This is a genomic window from Paenibacillus sp. PvP094, assembly GCF_040546835.1.
Lineage (GTDB): Bacteria > Bacillota > Bacilli > Paenibacillales > Paenibacillaceae > Paenibacillus > Paenibacillus illinoisensis.
In genome coordinates this window covers 1,402,615-1,419,803 of the sequence record NZ_JBEPOM010000001.1, presented here as the reverse complement: position 1 = coordinate 1,419,803, position 17,189 = coordinate 1,402,615, and the positions used below count along the sequence as shown (strand labels likewise).

The following is a 17,189-nucleotide window of genomic DNA, read 5'->3' as shown; positions in this document are numbered from 1 at the left end:
GGCGTTCACTGTTTAGTGAATATGAGTGGAGAAGAAGAGAGGGAAGAGAACATGACGAGCGTACAGACCGGGGCAGCTCAGGCTGGTTCCGTGTGGGAACAGTTAAAACAGGAGATCAAGGCAGCTGCCCCCGGGCTGGGCATTGATGATGTCGGTTTTGCTTCGGCAGAGCCCTTTGTTTCGTTAAAATCACTGCTGGAGCAGCATCGGGACAACGGTTATGCATCCGGTTTTGAAGAACCGGACATCGAGAAGAGGGTGCGTCCTGCCTTGAAGGAGGGCGAGCCTGCTTCGCTTATCGCCATCGCTGTGGCATATCCATCGAAGATGGTTAATCCGCCGAAGTCGGAACCTGGTGCATATCGCGGCATTTTGGCCCGTTCGGCCTGGGGCAGGGATTATCACCATGTGCTGCGTGAAGCCATGGACAAGCTGGTTCAATTTATACGGGAACGGGTGCCGGAGGCCATGATTGAGAGCATGGTGGACACAGGGGCACTTGTTGACCGGGCAGTATCCCAGCGAGCAGGCATTGGTTTCAGCGCCAAAAACTGTTCCATCATTTCACCCAAGTTTGGATCGTGGATCTATCTTGGTGAACTGGTGACCAACATTCCCTTCCAGCCGGATACGCCGGTAACGGAAGATTGCGGGGAATGTACAAAATGTATCGATGCCTGTCCGACAGGAGCACTGGTGGGTCCGGGACAATTGAATGCACAGCGGTGTATTTCTTTTGTAACCCAGACCAAAGGGTTCGTGGACGAAGAGTTCATGTTGAAAATAGGCAACCGCCTGTATGGTTGTGATACTTGTCAAATCGTCTGTCCGAAGAATCGGGGCAAAAACTGGGACCACCATCCCGATCTGCAGCCCGATCCGGAGATTGTGAAGCCGCTGTTGTTACCGCTGCTGGACATCGGCAATCGTGAGTTCAAGGAACGCTTCGGGCAGAGCTCTGCCGCCTGGCGGGGTAAAAAGCCGATTCAGCGTAACGCCGTGATAGCACTCGGCAATTTCAAGGACAAAAGCGCTGTACCGAAGCTGACGGAGGTACTAAAGCGTGATCCGCGTCCCGAGCTGCGGGGAACCGCAGCCTGGGCGTTAAGCAGAATTGGAGGAGAAGACGCAATGAGAGCAATTGGGGAAGCTGCCGCTAACGAACAAGATGGAAACGTACTAAGCATGCTGCAGAAGGCCAAGGAACGACTCAGTTCGTCCGGGTCCTTACCCGAAAAGCCGCAGGTTGGGCTAATGAGTGACAAGCAGCAAGAAGAACAGAAGAATGAATCAACCGATACGGATTCGAATGCATCCGGACAATCGGTGAAGCAGGAAGCGGCTGCGTGGAAACCTTCGCCCGTAACAGGGCTTCATGGTACGCCGGTATTTTATGATGAAGTGCTGACACCTATTGGTACACTTACGCTGTGTGCTACGGAAAAGGGACTCTGTCATATTGATTTTGGAGCATTTCATGTACGTGAGGCTCACCTGCAGCAATGGGCCCGAACCTGGATTGGCGAGTACCGATACGAGAAAAACGAAGAGAAGCTGAGCGAAGCTGCGAAGCAGCTGCAGCAGTACTTTGCCGGGGAGCGAAAATCCTTCGAGTTGGAAATGGATCTGCTCGGAACACCGTTCCAGCTTCAAGTATGGCAAGTCCTGTCCGATATATCTTATGGAGAGGCCTCAACACACCAGCAGGTTGCAGAAACGATCGGAAGACCCAAAGCTGTTCGCGCAGTTCTGGATGCCATTAGCAAAAATCCGATTCCGATCATTATTCCCTGTCACCGCATCAGCGGCAAAGACGGAACCCTGGTAGGTTATGTAGGCGGTCTGCAAACCAAGGAGCAATTGCTCGCATTGGAGCAGCAATCGTAAGAGCGGGGGACGTTCATGAAGTATGTAAACGTGGAAAGTGTGGAGGCGGGTGAGTGTCTGGGCAAAACCGTGTACTCAGGCAATGGAACAGTCTTGTTGTCTGCGGGAGTCCAGCTCACCGTATTTATGGTTAATACGCTGAAGCGTATTGGCGTAACCATGCTGTACATCCAGGATGAAGCGTATAAAGACGTGGAGACAGAAGACATTCTGGATGAAGCCACGAAGCGGGCCATTATTAATGAAATGAGCATGACGCTGGAGGCGGTACGCTCCGGGAAAGACTGGAGCCCGAAAAAGGTTGCCCTTAGCATAGACAAGCTGCTGAACGACGTATTAAACGGGCGGGAATTGCTTGTCCAGTTAACGGATATTCGAACCAAGGACAACGCCCAGTACGTACATGCCATGAATGTATGTTTGCTTTCTTCGGTGATGGGACTCAATTTGGGTTTGAACTACAATCAGCTGAAGGATCTGGCGGTGGGTGCGCTGCTTCATGATATCGGCAAAGTTGGAGAGCCTCCCGGCAGCGCTTCTGCGGCGAATGCTTCCCTTCACCATACCTGGCGGGGGTTTGAAGTCATCAAGTCCAAGCGGGAGTTCAGTCTGCTCGTCGCCCATACTGCTCTTCAGCACCATGAGCATGTGGATGGTACCGGACTGCCGAGAGGCATTATGGGCAAGGACATTCATCTGTTTGCCAAAATTGTCGCTGCCGCCAATATCTATGATAATCTGATCAACGGCTCGTCTGGTCAAAGCCTGCTGCCGCATGAAGCCTGTGAAGAGATGATGGCCATGTCGGGTACGAAGCTGGATCGGGACATCCTGATTGAATTTAACCGCAGCGTATCTGTGTATCCGAATGGAACAGCCGTCAGGCTGTCCACCAGAGAAACTGGAGTCATTGTCCGGCAGCATCGGGGGCTGCCAGGCAGACCGGTCATTCGGGTTGCACGCGGAAGCACGCGTTATGATCTGGATGTGGTCGAGGTGGATCTGGCCAAGGAAACAACCGTTTTCATTGAGGCGGTTATGACCTAGGTTTACATGGAGCTTCATGAGAGGTTTACCCCCAGGTTGAAGCGAAGTTTGGGTTCACCGATTTTTAACTATTAGCTGGAAAATCCGTTTGCTCCAATCGTGCGGAAATGCTATGATAACTTTCAGGAAATCCGGTCCGTGACACGTGTACAAGCAGGCAAGTGGACATCAGGTGCTGACACGGATTATCAGGCTTTTTAGATTGCATACAGAGGTGTCTAAGAGATGGAAATAGTAATACCGATTATCACATTGATTGTAGGTCTGGTCGGGGGATTTTTCATCGGGGTGTACTACTTGCGTAAACAACTCGAGAAAATGCAAAGTGATCCCGACATGCTTCAAAAAATGGCGAAGCAAATGGGTTATAACCTGAATGGCAAGCAAATGCAGCGCGCCCAGCAGATGATGAAGAACCAGCAGCCTGGCGCGAAGATGCCTCAGCCGGGGCAACATCCTGCGCGTAAAAACTCGGGCCGCCGAAAATAATAGTTGTAAGCAAGCAAATTGCATAATCGATTATGCATAATGCGGAAGTGAAAGAAGGCTTACACCAAGTGGTTCGAAAGGAGGCGTTCGGCAGTGGCTGGCGTGAAAGATTATTTGAATTCAAAAGTATCCGACAATCGGGAGAAGATCGAGTACCATGTGGAACAGATCCTCAAACTGATCGGAGAAGATAGTACGCGAGAAGGGCTGCTTGAGACGCCTGCACGCGTAACCCGGATGTATGAAGAAATTTTTGGCGGGTATGAAGTGGACCCGCGCGATGTACTCGGCGTGACGTTTGACGAGAATCATGAAGAGCTTGTCATTGTGAAGGACATCGTTTATTACAGCCAGTGTGAACATCATATGGCGCCCTTCTTCGGCAAAGTGCATATTGGGTATGTACCCAGCGGCAAAATTGTCGGGTTGAGCAAAATGGCTCGGTTGGTCGAGGCAGTTACCCGTCGTCTTCAGGTTCAGGAACGTATCACTTCACAGATTGCCGACATCCTGAACGAGGCTGTTGAACCGCATGGTGTCATGGTCGTTGTGGAAGGTGAGCACTTGTGCATGTGCTCCCGCGGCGTGAAGAAGCCTGGCAGCAAGACGGTAACATCCGCGGTCCGTGGTTCCTTCCGGGACAATACGGCGCAGCGTGCTGAGTTTCTGTCTCTGGTTAAGGACTAAGACCCGAACCGGACAAGCTTTCAAGCCGTGTCCAATCATTAAAAGGTTCACCTAATAAGCCGAGTTCCCTGGGAACCGGCTTATTTATTTATATGAGCATTTGTGTACATCCAGCGATGTTTAAAACCCTTTCCTTGTCTTATCCTGATTCAGATTCGTTTAGTCGGAGGTTAGCAAATATGAGTGTACCTTTGAATTCAGACAATACCGGACAGCCTGGAGCAGAGCAGGCGCTTCCATCCAACTCGTCATCCAGGCTGCATCGTATACAGATCTGGGAAACCCCATTACTTCGGTATGGAAGCAGTGTGCTAGAGGCATTTGCATGGGAAGAGGTGATGTGCCGCCGTGTAGGCGAAGGGCATCTGCCGGTTGCCCATATTTGGCGTCATCCTGACGCGTTTGTTGCAGGTCTGCGGGATCGCCGGCTTCCCAAGGCTGTAGAGGCAATGGAAGGCATGAGAAAGCAGGGAACAGCTGTCTGTGTTCGTCCCTCGGGAGGTGCGGCTGTGCCTCTTCATCCGGGCGTGGTTAACATTTCACTGATTTTGCCTAACCCGGCCCGCGCTATCAATATTCACGATGACTTCCGCGAGATGGCAGCTCTTATTGCCGAGTCGTTAACACCATGGTCGAATCAAGCACGAACTGGAGAGATCGAGGGTGCATTCTGCCCCGGTGATTATGATGTCAGTGTCGGCGGACTGAAATTTTGCGGTATTGCCCAGCGAAGGCAGGCCAAGGCTTATATTATAACGGCTTTTATTATCGTCGAAGGGCAAGGAGACAAGCTGGCGGCAGATGTACGCAAGTTCTATCAGCATGCAGCAGACGGCCTGCAGGAAGGGTATCCCGATGTTCGTCCGGGCACCATGGCGAGTCTTCAAGAGCTGGCAGGAGTGCCTTCTGCAGCAGCTTACACCGCTTCCCTGGTCCGTACGCTTCGTAATCGATACCCTATGGCTGAGACTGACGGCGTATTGTCCGTTGATCGAGAGGCAGTCAGGCAGACGGCAGAGCAGATGAAACTGCGCTACGATTAGTATCGTTCGAGAACACTTGGAATTGGTTAATAGAGATGATATGATGTGATTTCGGAAGGAGAGTGCCAAGATGGAAACATTAAGATATACATTTGAATATGAGGTTGTTTCTTCAGGCGAGAAGTCTGAATTCAGCCAAATGGCAACAAGCAAGGAAGAAGCTGCGGCTTTGATCGTTGCACGTATTGCTGACCTGGAGTTCACGGGTGAGGAAGATATCAAGCTGGGGGATCTGATTGCCATCAGCAAACAGGTTGGGGACAACTATGTTGCGTGCGAGGGCTGTGCTTCCTAGTCTAGCATGACGCGTCAGTGCGTCAGTGACCTTATCTAAATACAAGCAAGTCTTCTTGAATCAAGAGGCTTGCTTTTTTTATTGCAAATGAAGAAGAGATATCTGGCAGTCTACCGGCTGGAGATATCTCTTTTCTCTTGTTCCCTTTTCCCTTTTCGTTTCTAGTAGGGTGGCCACAACAGCTTGCGTGCCGTTTCATAACGTTCAGCCACCGCAGGCCAATAGACGACATTCCACCAGTCCTCGATATATTTCTTGCGCTCATTCTGATGCTTCAGATAGTAGGCATGCTCCCATACATCCAGCGGCAGGAGAGGTACGATGTCGGACTGGGACAGGTTCTGGTGCTTCTCCGCCTGTAAAATTTCTAAACGGTGAGCGCGTGGACTCCAGACAAGGAGAGCCCAGCCGCTGCCTTCCACTTTGTTAGCGGCTTCAGTGAATTGATTTTTGAATGCCTCATAACTGCCAAAATCCCGTTTGATCTGTTCAGCAAGCAATCCGGAAGGTTTGCCGCCGCCTCTGGGATTCATGATCGTCCAGAAGATCGTATGCAGATAATGGCCTGCACCATTGAAGGCAAGTTCTCGTTCCCAATGTTTGACGAGTTCGAAATTATTTTTTTTACGTGACTCTGCCAGTTTCTTCTCGGCTGTATTGAGTCCATCCACATAGGATTGATGGTGCTTATCGTGATGAATGCGCATCGTCATTTCGTCAATATGTGGTTCGAGTGCGTTATAGGCATAGGGCAGAGGAGGCAGCGTGTGGCCTCCAATCGGAACAGGTCTCTCCTTCACAGGAGGTGTAGAAGGTAAGGTGATGCTCTCTGTAGTACCGGAAGAAGGCGATAGACCGGAGACCTCTGAAGACTGCACCTGTGAAGAAGAAGATGAAGGTGCGGGAGCTGATGGAGCTGACGGAGCGTTAGTTTTCCCAGCGATGGATGACGGCTCCTCCGCTGCTTCACGCTCGGTGCGTCCTGACAATTGAACATACTTATCCAAAGGAAAGGGTGCATCACTTATCGAATCCCGCATGATTCCAGGCTGAATCAAGGTATCGAGTACGCCGAGGAAATACTCCGATTCACGGATAAAGTGCAGAATGACTGCCTTAGCGAGCGGGACAGCTTGCACAGCGGCACTTTGCTCAAGCAGGACGTACAGCTGCCTGATGAACTCCCGCGATTGTGAACGTGAAGAGGCAACAAGCTGTTCTACGCTTCCGATGATGTAAGGGGCAGGGGGATGGGTTCCGGGTAACAGCTGTTTCAACAGCTGGTTGGCTACCTTCTCGGTATTTTCAAACGTCACTGCCCATTCTTCAAGCAGCTTCACATAAGTAGGCTCCAGATCGGGAACCAGTGCCCGAATAACGAGGGTATGCTCTTTCTCCTGCTCCTTCCAGAACCTTATCTCCTCCAGAATGCGCAGAGGCAGCAAGGGTCCATAGCCAGACCAATTCATATGCGGCAAACCTCCATTCAATTAAAATGTAATATCGGCCTTCAAGGGATACGGTGTGATTAACCATTTATAATCGTCCCAAAAGTATATTCGCCTGCCATGTTGTCCTATGTGTGCATAAAAAAGAGCCCCTTGGGGGCTCTGATGACCGGAAGATTTTATTCTCCTCCGGCATTGGTATTTTCCACATCGTCGCTGCTTGTCTTCGTCACATGACTCAGGAACGTAGAGACACGGCGGAGATACTCCTTCGGATGTTCCCTGAAGATCAGCTCATGATGCGCGTCCTGTACGATCCATTCCTCTGAGTAGGTGTTCGTCTGGTTGGCGGCGAGAAGCTCGGCGATCGGATATGGAGCCTTCTCATCCTCCGTTCCGTGAATGAAGAAGATGGGGAACGGATAGTCTTTCTTTTTGACTTCCTGATACGGAATCTGCTGTAATCCGGTGCCATTCAGAACCGGGAATAACAGATTCATGATCTGCAAAGTGGGTTGTCGCGGCAGATCGATCTGATTATGAATGTTGTGATACAGCGTATCCGGCTCTAGCAGGAAAGTGCTGTCGAGAATCATGGCATCCACGTTCTCGGTGAGCAGCCCCGTCTGTAATGCTGTGCCTGCGCCCATCGAGAATCCCCAGACGACAAGCTCCTGAGCACCGCGCTGCTTGGCGAACTGAATGGCACCAAGCAATTGCTGGGACTCGGCTTTGCCCCCTGTAGCGACTGCCTTGTTCACCTGAGAGGCGAAACCATAGTCAAACATCACTACATTGAACCCGAGCTGGTGGGCATAGTGAGCCAGGTCATACATGGGAACCCAGGTTTCCTCCCGATTGGCCCCATATCCATGACTGAAGATGATGGTTTTGTTGACATCCGTGTCTGCGGGGATATACCAGCCCTGCATCGTACGGCTGCCATCTGCTGCCGGGAACGTGATATCCTCGTACTTCATGTTCTTGGCCTGCATTGGATTGGAGAACACGGGAGCTACGGTCGGGTTGGATAGTACCCAAGCAATATAGCCGTGTAAGGCAATGAAACAAAAGAGCAGAAAAAATACAACGGAGAGCAGCAACGCTACGATAATATGTTTGAACCGGATCAGCCTCGGTGATAACGAAGAAGGCAGGTCGGACACTTTCGTTTGCAGCGGGGCTTCGCTCTGGGATGTCGGAAACATGATTGCCCCTCCTTATTCAGATCAATTGAAGATAACAACGAGTTCAGATCAGATCATATGGCTTGATGTCCTTGCTTGCCTGTGCAGCAAAGTCTTGCTTATATATCTTTATCGTATGTTTCCATATAGTCAAAGTCAATTGATTGGAGGCATTTGTTACGCAATTGTTATATAGTCCGAAAGATATATGGGTAACATTTCCTGATGGTGCAAATTGCAGGGGATTTAGTCTTATAAAAAGAAAATATTTACACTTCTTATCGTCATGATTTGGCTCATTTTGGTTTACAGATGAGATCGTTTCTCATATAATTTATGTAACCAAGTTTCATGTGATGAAACATGAGGAGGGCATTATGCCATGGAAGACCGCAAACTAACCGTCCGGGCTGTGGAACGGGCGCTGGATATATTATTATGTTTTACCACACGGAGCGATCTTGGACTCACAGAAATTGCGAGCCAGATTGGTTTGCACAAAAGTACGGTTCATCGTCTGATGGCGACGCTGGAGGAGAAGGGCTTCGTCATTCGCGATGCGGCCACTGAGAAATACAGGCTCGGCATTCGAATCTGGGAGCTGTCTGCTCATATGTCCCGCAGTGATGATCCTGCCATTTTGCTGCTTCCTGCAATGGAGCGGCTCAGAGATCGTTTGGGAGAAACGGTCAGTCTGTACCTGCGGGATGGCAGTGAGCGTATCCGTATTCAGGCTGTTCAGAGTGATCAGGCCATCCGGCGGGTGGCTCCGGTTGGCGTACGTCTTCCTCTATCCGTAGGGGCATCCAGCAAGGTACTCATGGCATTTGCGACGGAAGAAGACCGGGAGGAACTGATGAATGGTCCCGAATGGCCCGTATTTATCGATCCCGAAGTTTATCTGGCCCAGATGGGTGATATCCGGGAGAATGGATATGCGACCAGCTACGAAGAACGTGAGCCTGGAGCGGCTGCAGTATCGGTTCCTATTATGGATCGAAAGGGGAATATTGCTGCTGCACTATCCGTATCGGGTCCCGTTAGCCGCCTGTCCCAGGAAACTTTGCACGAATATGCACCTGTACTGAAGGAAGCAGCCGCGCAGATGGGTCTCATGTTGTCCTGATCCGGCGTGTCTGGAAGAAAAAGGGTTGTATTTCTGACTGGCTTGCGCTAGTCTGTAATGGACAGCCCAGCGGGGCTGGAATGAATTGAATATGGAACTGCGGTACACATACCGCAACTGTTAACGTTACTGGGGGAGTCCGAATTGTCCGGACTGAGACGGGATCGCATGAGATTCCGGACCCTTTGCACCTGATCTGGATCATACCAGCGTAGGGAAGTAATCGGCGATACAACCACGAACACTGCATAATCCAGCCTTTGGCATGTCTCCACTTGAGGGAGCTTGGCATCAGGCTTGTTATGGGGTGATGGACATAGGCCGGTTCCCTCGGGAACCGGCTTTTTTATATACAGTGTCAAGCGATCAACCGCAGCAGAGGCGGTTCCCTTCTTTTGCGGGAGAGCTGGAGTTGGGTATAACCCGATTATGCCTGTGCCAGATTCTGTCTGCGCTATGCCGCTGTAATGTTCTTTCTTCGGAAGTTGGCCGCTCTTTTCTTGCCTATGCGTGGATGATATGGAACGGGTGCACGAGCGATCAAACTGGCCCATCCATGGGACGACCAACGAGGAGGAAGAGGTAGCGATGAACACAAACAACAGAACAACGGCACAGGAACATTCAGGACAGGGGTTGGAAAAGAGAACAGTGGCGGCCGGACGGGTGCAACAGTTTCCCGGCAGCCGCAAAGTTTACATTCAGGGCTCACGGCCGGACATTGCTGTACCGGAGCGTGAAATTGCCCTTCATGACACGAATACACCCCAAGGGGTGGAGCATAACGAGCCGCTGCGCGTGTACGATACGAGCGGCCCTATGACGGACCCCGGATTTCACGCCGATATCCGGGCAGGCCTGCCAGCTTTGCGTGCACGCTGGATCACAGAACGAAACGATGTAGAGGCGTACCAGGGACGTACCGTCAAACCGGAGGATAACGGGCTTAAGCCTGGAGGGAAGAGAACCGGAGCTGAAGAATATCCAGGCCTCCGCGGCAAACCGCTCCGTGCACAATCCGGACGCTGTGTCACCCAAATGCACTATGCGAGGCAGGGCATCATTACCCCTGAGATGGAGTTTGCAGCTATTCGTGAAGGCGTGGAGTCGGAATTCGTCCGGCAGGAGCTGGCGAGCGGCAGGGCCATTCTGCCATCCAATATTAATCATCCAGAGAGCGAACCGATGCTGATCGGACGTCACTTCCACGTAAAGATCAACGCGAATATTGGAAACTCTGCCGTATCCTCTTCGATTGAAGAAGAAGTGGAGAAAATGACTTGGGCGGTACGCTGGGGGTCCGATACGGTAATGGATCTTTCCACGGGCAAGGATATCCATACGACCCGGGAATGGATCATCCGCAATTCTCCGGTACCAATCGGGACGGTGCCGCTGTATCAGGCGCTGGAGAAGGTGAATGGCGAAGCCGAGGCACTCACCTGGGAGTTGTACCGGGATACGCTCATTGAGCAGGCAGAGCAGGGTGTGGATTACTTTACGATCCATGCAGGCGTACTGCTGCGTTACATACCGATGACGGCCAAACGGATGACCGGCATTGTATCCAGAGGTGGTTCCATTATGGCGGCATGGTGCCTTGCGCACCATCAGGAGAACTTTTTGTACACGCATTTTGAGGAAATCTGTGAAATCATGAAAAGGTATGATGTAGCCTTCTCTCTCGGAGATGGACTCCGCCCGGGCAGCATCTATGATGCCAATGATGAAGCCCAGATGGCTGAACTTGCTACGCTTGGTGAACTGACACAGATTGCGTGGAAGCATGATGTGCAGGTGATGATTGAGGGGCCAGGACATGTGCCGATGCACAAGATTAAGGAGAATGTCGACCTTCAGATGGAGATCTGCAAGGAAGCACCGTTTTATACACTTGGTCCGCTGACAACCGATATTGCACCAGGCTATGACCATATTACCTCAGCCATTGGAGCGGCGATGATCGGCTGGTTCGGAACGTCGATGCTCTGCTATGTGACACCAAAGGAACATCTGGGCCTGCCGAACAAGGATGATGTCCGGGAAGGCGTTATTGCTTACAAGATTGCGGCACATGCCGCTGATCTGGCCAAAGGCCATCCGCGTGCACAGCGCCGGGATGACGCGCTGTCGAAGGCCCGCTTCGAATTCCGCTGGCGGGACCAGTTCAACCTGTCACTGGATCCGGAACGTGCGCTGTCCTATCACGATGAGACACTCCCGGCTGAAGGGGCCAAGGAGGCCCATTTCTGCTCCATGTGCGGACCTAAATTTTGCAGCATGCGCATTACGCAGGATATTCGTGCCTTTGCCGCAGACAAAGGATTATCCGAGAATGAGGCTGTGGCAGCCGGAATGCAGGAAAAGGCTGAGGAATACCGAACCCGAACCTAAGCGCCATTACAGCGCAATTTGGGCAGCCTAAGATATATAAAAGCCGTTCTCTCCACTACTGGGAGAAGAACGGCCCCTAACTAACGCCTACCGATATTCAATTGCTGCTCCAAATAAGATGCCAGCGATGCGAGCGGGCTGTAAATCTCACTTCCCGTATTTGCTGAAGCAAAGGCAGCTGCGGGAGCCATGGATAGCTGAGCAGCTACAATGGTTTTCTCTGGTGACTGTGCAGCTAGTTGCTGCAAGCCCGTTGTCACCGCCTCCATATATCCTTCCTTATCGCCGCGCATGATCAGCTCAAATGTACCAGGAATTAATGCGGCCTTTGTTCTCGAAGCAGCCACAACGTTTGCCTGCCCGTTAGTTTCACCTTGCTGTAGTGCTTCATTCACCCGCGCCATCGTTCCTTCAACCGTTGCAGGATTGGTAAAAGCTAGAATGTATTCCTGCGAATCCTGCTGCAGCTTCTGCAATAATGGATCATCAATACCGATAACGGGGATGGAGACTTGCTGTGCTTCGTGCGCCAGTACTGCAGCGAATAGGGTACAGGTGACCAGAATCGCATCTGCATGACATTGGGCAATCCACTTTAATGTCTGGGATACCTTTTCTCGAATGACAGCGTCTGAGAAGTTCGTATCCTGCTTAAGGCGATCCAGACCGGGATCAACATAATGCACAAGTTCCACTTCATAGGGGGCGAGCGCCTCTTCAATGAGTGCGATGTTGGAGTAGTGAGCGTGATAACAGCCGATTGTGATCATAATGACATCCCCTTCGCCAATGCTTCTTTTTGTGAGTCGTGAGTGCTGCGGATATTAATCCATTATAGGAACGCGACCGGGAACTGTACAGCGTTTAAACCAATGCCAATAACCGTCCCTCCACCAAACGGCAGAAGGACGGTTCTATAATCAGACTCCAATACAGTCAGGTTTCATTTTATCGCATGGAAGGAGATGCGTTCTTTTGAGCCATTTTTTGCTGCAGAATCTCGTGAAAGGATAGACCTTGAGTGTTCTCATTCTCCTTTTTGGGAGCAGTGGTCGCCGTGTTGCGCGGATATTGATGGTGGTACGGGATCATTTGCTGAATAGGCATGCGGATCATCTTGGTTCCTCCTTTTGGTAGATATATAAGTTGAGCCTATAAACGTTACACTTAACACTGCGATTGCAGTACCCTCTTCCGATCGCTGTTATCCCCAGATTTTTTGAATTCCCTCTTTAAGGGGAAAATCCGGTGATAAAGGCGAGCGCTTCGCTTCTTCAGTGAGTCCTGCCCTCTCCGTTGGGGTGTAAATATTAAATTCATCTTATATGGGCTATGTATTTGAACAGGTAGTCGTTCCAAGTGCGCATATAGGTACATGTGACTTGTTAGACGAAATCGGGAATTTATGACGTAATTCCAATTGGATTGTAGTGATTTTACCCCGTATTCAGGTGTTGTAAACGGTTTTAGGGAAATTCAGGAATAAAGAACCTGAAATACAAGGTTTGATATGGGAGGATCGAATCGGGTGTTAAGTGAATAGTCCCAGTTTCAGGAATGTCAATTGTGTCGAAAATAAGACAAATTGTCTGGGAGAGTAGGTATCATTGTAGCTAACTAACTTGGTACCATAGTCGGTTGTCGTAAGTGGGATGGGGGTCGTTTTATACGTGTTTTGCAGGCGAGAGAGGGGAGCAGCACCAAAAAAAGCCATCCAACGAGCTGGATGGCTTGTGCAACGTTAATTAAGAAATGTAAATGATAATTATCATTATTCTGTAGTTGGCCTAGCTTGTTTTACCGCAATATAGATATCGACTTGAACATGGGCAGGATCCATACTCCGTTCATCATATAACTCGAAATCGCCCGTGAATGTTCGCTCGTTCTGATGGCTCCAGCCCCAAACGGCGCCCCATGCTTCACCTACAACTTCTGTCATTGGACCCTTGCGGGAGGTGAATACGGCGTATGTTGCTGGTGGCAATTCAACCGAGTTCATGCCAGCTGGTAACGTTTCATCCGCAGCTACCTCGTGGCCTACGAGGATGGTGTATTCCCCGTGTATACCATCGGTATAATCTGTATAGCAGCCGTATCGGGGTGCTTCCGATGCAGGGATGTGCTCTGACGAGAAGTAGCGGCTCCACAGATCCTGAATGCAGCCTTGGCCGCTCATCTCGATCGCGTTGGTCGTTCTGGCTGATATGCCAGCCAGGCGTTTGCCAGGAAGTGCAACATATCGAACAGGTTGAGTTAAGATGGACTGGTCTTTATCGGTAAAATGAGGTTTGGTGCTATCTACGTAATTTCTTACCGCCGATGCGGTTTTTCCTTCTAGATTGGAGGGGCTCCATCGTTTCAAAAAGGGAAGCTGATTGCGCAGCATTGCCCGTGCTGATTCCTCATTCATACCTTCTTCGATGAGGATCGCGGTGCACATCTCAATCATGCCTTCCAGCGTAATATTGGGCTGTTGGAACATGCCTTCTTTGTAGCAATAGATGCAGTATTCACGGGTTGCACTTCCATCTGCTTCCGTTCCGAATTGGGTAGGGGGGGTCAGCGGCATTCCGCAGCTCTGGCATATCGCGACGTTCATTTATCATTTCCTCCTCGTTATGTACAGCTTGAATATAGATGAAGTATACCGAGAGGAACTGGACATCAGTCTGTCAGGTTTGCGAAGGGGCGGCGTAATTTTGCACGATTTGTTCTGCAATTCGGCGAATCTCGTCACGTATATGAAGAGGCTCCAATACCTCGGCATCTGCGCCAAAGCCAAGAATGAACCCGTACAGCCAGTTATCTTCCGGAAAAGCCACCTGACTTATATAATATCCCTGGCCGTCGGGGATCACGTTCTCTATGCCAAACCACTCTTCAGCGGTATGACGGACACGGGAGTGGAACCTCATTTTCATGGCAACTGTGTTCCCTGGAGTCGCCCACTCCTGCTGCCAGGGCCTGTCCTGCAGGTTGATGGGTTTGCGTTCAAAGCTTCCATGAGCAAGTGTCACGTCCTGCATACGGACCAGTTTGAACATGCGAAACTCATTACGCTCATGACAGAACGCATAGAGGTACCAGGAGTGCTTTTTAAGAACAAGGGTATGAGGATCGACGGTTCTGTGAGTTTGGGCTCCTTCGGCGCTGCAATAGGTAAAGGTGATTGAACGCAGCTGATCCAGTCCCTGTTCAATGATTTGCAGTTTGTTTTGCAGCGCTTCCGGGTGGGTCCACATCGAATAATCCACAATGAAGCGATTCGTGTCGGCCTGAAAGTCATCGTTTTTGGATTCCGGCACAATGCTGCTTAGTTTCTCCATCAACAGTTCCCGTGCTACATTGGTATGCGATGTGGAGACGCTGCGCAGTGCGGTAACAATAGAGGCCAGATCCCGGTCAGTCAACACGTTTCGATCCAGGCGGTAACCTTCCGCAAGGCCGATGCCACCGCTCATGCCCTGGTACGTCACGACAGGAATACCTGCCTGGCCCAGGGTATCAATATCTCGATAAATGGTACGGACAGAAACTTCAAACGTGTCTGCCAGATCCTTGGCCTGTACACGGCCGCGATTGATTAGTAGTACAACGATGGCTAATAAACGGTCCAATTTCATAAAAAAGGTTTCCTCTCAATGATTTATATGTTGGATTCAGATATGTTATATTGTTGAGCATCACATATAGGAGTGGGATAAGCAATGAAGCGAATTACGATTCTGATTGCGGACGATGAAGTGGAGATCGCTGATCTGGTTGCTTTGCATTTGCAAAAAGAAGGATACCACATCGTCAAGGCATACGATGGCAAGTCGGCCCTGCAAGCCATTCAGACGCAAGTGATCGACTTGGCCGTTCTGGACATCATGATGCCAGGCATGGACGGTTATGAGGTCACCCGCAAGATTCGGGAACAGCACCACATGCCGATCATTTTCCTGAGTGCCAAAACGTCGGATATGGACAAAATTACGGGTCTCGTGATGGGCGCTGATGATTACATGACCAAGCCATTCAATCCGATGGAGCTTGTAGCCCGGGTGAACTCCCAGCTTCGTCGTTCCTTGCAATTCAGCCAGTCTATACCTGTCCAGCGTTCCATTCTGGAGAAGGGCGGACTCGTCATCGCGCCGGATCAGCATAGCGTAACACTCTACGGCAAACCGGTGGAACTAACACCGAAGGAGTTCGACATTCTGTATCTGCTCGCAAGTCACCCCAAGCAGGTGTTCAGCGCGGAAAGCATTTTTGAACAGGTATGGGGAGAGGCCTATTACGAGAGCGGCAATACGGTAATGGTCCATATTCGAACCCTGCGCAAAAAGCTCGGAGAAGATCTGGACAAGAACAAGTTTATCAAAACGATCTGGGGCGTGGGGTATACATTTAATGACTAAACAAAGAAGTTTTCGGACAACCATGATTATGCTGCTGGGTCTGAGCATGCTGGCCTCTGGCGCGATCACTTATGGGATTTACAAGCTTTTACAGGCTTATTATTCAGGTGTGAGAGCAGAAGATCAGCTTGCCGAATATCGCCATTTTATGAAAAGCATTGGAGATATCTATTTCTTCCTCATTTTATTCATCCCGCTCGCCATTCTGTTTTTCTTCTGGTTTACCAAGCCCTACGTGACCTATTTCAAGGATATTTCCACAAGGATCAGGCATTTGGCAAATGGAGACTTCCAGCATCGAGTCCAGATCTCTTCGAAGGATGAATTGGGCGCAATCGCGGAGGATGTGAATTTGGCGAGTGAGAAGCTAAGGGAGGCGGTAGAACGGGGGGATTTTGCCGAAACCAGCAAAGACCAGCTCGTCGTTAATCTGGCACACGACCTGCGAACACCGCTGACTTCTGTGCTTGGGTATTTGGATCTGCTCATGAAGGATGATCAACTGACAGAGGAGCAGGTCAGACACTTTACATCGATTGCCTTTACCAAATCCCAGCGGCTGGAGAAGCTGATTGATAGTTTGTTTGAAATTACCCGGATGAATTATGGCATGCTGCCGATACAGAAAATGCGGCTGGATCTTAGCGAACTGCTGAAACAGATGAATGAAGAATTATATCCTGTATTTGAGAAAAATCGTCTGCTCACACGCTTAACTATCGAGTCGGAATTGACCATCTCCGGAGACGGAGAATTGCTCGCCAGGGTGTTTGAGAACCTGCTGATTAATGCTGCACGCCATGGCAAGGATGGCATCTATGTGGACCTGAAGGGATACCGGGAGGCAGATCAGGTCGTCATTCAGGTTATTAACTATGGAGGGCATATTCACCCGGAAGATTTGCCGCATATTTTCGATATGTATTACACCGGAGATCGTGCACGGACCCCTCAGGAGGGTGGGACAGGCCTCGGCCTGTTTATTGCCCGAAATATTGTGGAACAGCATGAAGGGACCATTTCGGCTCAGAGTGATGTGGTACGGACCTTATTTGAGGTGCGCCTTCCAGCAATGGAATGAGGTTTGCCGTCAAATTTAAGAAAAACTTTAAAAATGCCCTGCTTTTTCTTTAACTAGTTTTCTCTATCCTTGATTGTACGAGGTAAAGGAGGAGCAAGG

At 50.3% G+C, this 17,189-nt stretch carries 16 protein-coding genes and 1 riboswitch; of the genes, 10 read left to right on the top strand and 6 right to left on the bottom strand.

Annotated elements, in window-relative coordinates:
- Positions 1–51: 51 nt before the first annotated feature.
- The 6 genes from queG to ABIC22_RS06545 all read left to right on the top strand — a co-directional run bounded on the left by queG (position 52) and on the right by ABIC22_RS06545 (position 5,448).
- Positions 52–1,887 (top strand): tRNA epoxyqueuosine(34) reductase QueG, encoded by a 1,836-nt coding sequence (gene queG, locus ABIC22_RS06570; RefSeq protein ID WP_154896874.1) that lies wholly within the window; start codon positions 52–54, stop codon positions 1,885–1,887.
- A gap of 15 nt (positions 1,888–1,902) precedes the next feature.
- The gene (locus tag ABIC22_RS06565; RefSeq protein WP_354479526.1) at positions 1,903–2,934 is read left to right on the top strand and encodes an HD-GYP domain-containing protein; all 1,032 of its coding nucleotides are present in this window, start codon (positions 1,903–1,905) and stop codon (positions 2,932–2,934) included.
- A 225-nt stretch (positions 2,935–3,159) separates the two neighbouring features.
- Positions 3,160–3,423 (top strand): YneF family protein, encoded by a 264-nt coding sequence (locus ABIC22_RS06560; RefSeq protein ID WP_095293210.1) that lies wholly within the window; start codon positions 3,160–3,162, stop codon positions 3,421–3,423.
- Between the two features lie 93 nt (positions 3,424–3,516).
- A complete protein-coding gene (gene folE, locus ABIC22_RS06555) occupies positions 3,517–4,110 on the top strand; it encodes a GTP cyclohydrolase I FolE (protein WP_095293209.1) in 594 nt (197 codons plus the stop codon).
- A gap of 179 nt (positions 4,111–4,289) precedes the next feature.
- The gene (locus ABIC22_RS06550; RefSeq protein ID WP_354479522.1) at positions 4,290–5,153 is read left to right on the top strand and encodes a lipoate--protein ligase family protein; all 864 of its coding nucleotides are present in this window, start codon (positions 4,290–4,292) and stop codon (positions 5,151–5,153) included.
- A 70-nt stretch (positions 5,154–5,223) separates the two neighbouring features.
- Complete coding sequence (locus ABIC22_RS06545; protein ID WP_095293207.1) at positions 5,224–5,448, top strand: hypothetical protein; 225 nt, start codon at positions 5,224–5,226, stop codon at positions 5,446–5,448.
- A gap of 161 nt (positions 5,449–5,609) precedes the next feature.
- Here the strand turns inward: ABIC22_RS06545 and ABIC22_RS06540 are convergent, their stop codons facing one another.
- Entirely contained in the window at positions 5,610–6,917 is a 1,308-nt protein-coding gene (locus tag ABIC22_RS06540; protein ID WP_354479519.1) for a Fe-Mn family superoxide dismutase, read from the bottom strand.
- 158 nt (positions 6,918–7,075) lie between these two features.
- On the bottom strand, positions 7,076–8,104 hold the full coding sequence (locus ABIC22_RS06535; protein WP_154896871.1) for an alpha/beta hydrolase: 1,029 nt from the start codon (positions 8,102–8,104) through the stop codon (positions 7,076–7,078).
- A 361-nt stretch (positions 8,105–8,465) separates the two neighbouring features.
- Here ABIC22_RS06535 and ABIC22_RS06530 point away from each other — a divergent pair, with 361 nt between their 5' ends.
- Both ABIC22_RS06530 and thiC read left to right on the top strand, forming a co-directional pair.
- Positions 8,466–9,209, top strand: a complete 744-nt coding sequence (locus ABIC22_RS06530) for an IclR family transcriptional regulator (RefSeq protein WP_095293204.1) — start codon at positions 8,466–8,468, stop codon at positions 9,207–9,209.
- A 121-nt stretch (positions 9,210–9,330) separates the two neighbouring features.
- A riboswitch (TPP riboswitch) is annotated at positions 9,331–9,444 on the top strand.
- A 353-nt stretch (positions 9,445–9,797) separates the two neighbouring features.
- Complete coding sequence (thiC, locus tag ABIC22_RS06525; protein ID WP_354479515.1) at positions 9,798–11,603, top strand: phosphomethylpyrimidine synthase ThiC; 1,806 nt, start codon at positions 9,798–9,800, stop codon at positions 11,601–11,603.
- An 80-nt stretch (positions 11,604–11,683) separates the two neighbouring features.
- On the opposite strand, the gene ABIC22_RS06520 is transcribed toward thiC, so the two are convergent.
- The 4 genes from ABIC22_RS06520 to ABIC22_RS06505 all read right to left on the bottom strand — a co-directional run bounded on the left by ABIC22_RS06520 (position 11,684) and on the right by ABIC22_RS06505 (position 15,229).
- On the bottom strand, positions 11,684–12,373 hold the full coding sequence (locus tag ABIC22_RS06520; protein WP_354479512.1) for a hypothetical protein: 690 nt from the start codon (positions 12,371–12,373) through the stop codon (positions 11,684–11,686).
- Between the two features lie 178 nt (positions 12,374–12,551).
- Positions 12,552–12,719: a hypothetical protein gene (locus tag ABIC22_RS06515; protein ID WP_164764361.1), complete on the bottom strand. Its 168-nt coding sequence runs from the start codon at positions 12,717–12,719 to the stop codon at positions 12,552–12,554.
- Positions 12,720–13,374: 655 nt separating this feature from the next.
- Entirely contained in the window at positions 13,375–14,205 is an 831-nt protein-coding gene (locus ABIC22_RS06510; protein ID WP_354479509.1) for a zinc ribbon domain-containing protein, read from the bottom strand.
- 73 nt (positions 14,206–14,278) lie between these two features.
- Positions 14,279–15,229, bottom strand: coding sequence for a helix-turn-helix transcriptional regulator (locus tag ABIC22_RS06505; RefSeq protein ID WP_354479506.1), 951 nt, complete (start codon positions 15,227–15,229; stop codon positions 14,279–14,281).
- An 84-nt stretch (positions 15,230–15,313) separates the two neighbouring features.
- Between ABIC22_RS06505 and ABIC22_RS06500 the strand changes: the two genes are divergently transcribed.
- Both ABIC22_RS06500 and ABIC22_RS06495 read left to right on the top strand, forming a co-directional pair.
- A complete protein-coding gene (locus ABIC22_RS06500; protein WP_127540739.1) occupies positions 15,314–16,009 on the top strand; it encodes a response regulator transcription factor in 696 nt (231 codons plus the stop codon).
- Complete coding sequence (locus tag ABIC22_RS06495; RefSeq protein ID WP_354479503.1) at positions 16,002–17,090, top strand: HAMP domain-containing sensor histidine kinase; 1,089 nt, start codon at positions 16,002–16,004, stop codon at positions 17,088–17,090. Before ABIC22_RS06500 ends, ABIC22_RS06495 begins: the two co-directional genes overlap by 8 nt.
- Positions 17,091–17,189 lie beyond the last annotated feature (99 nt).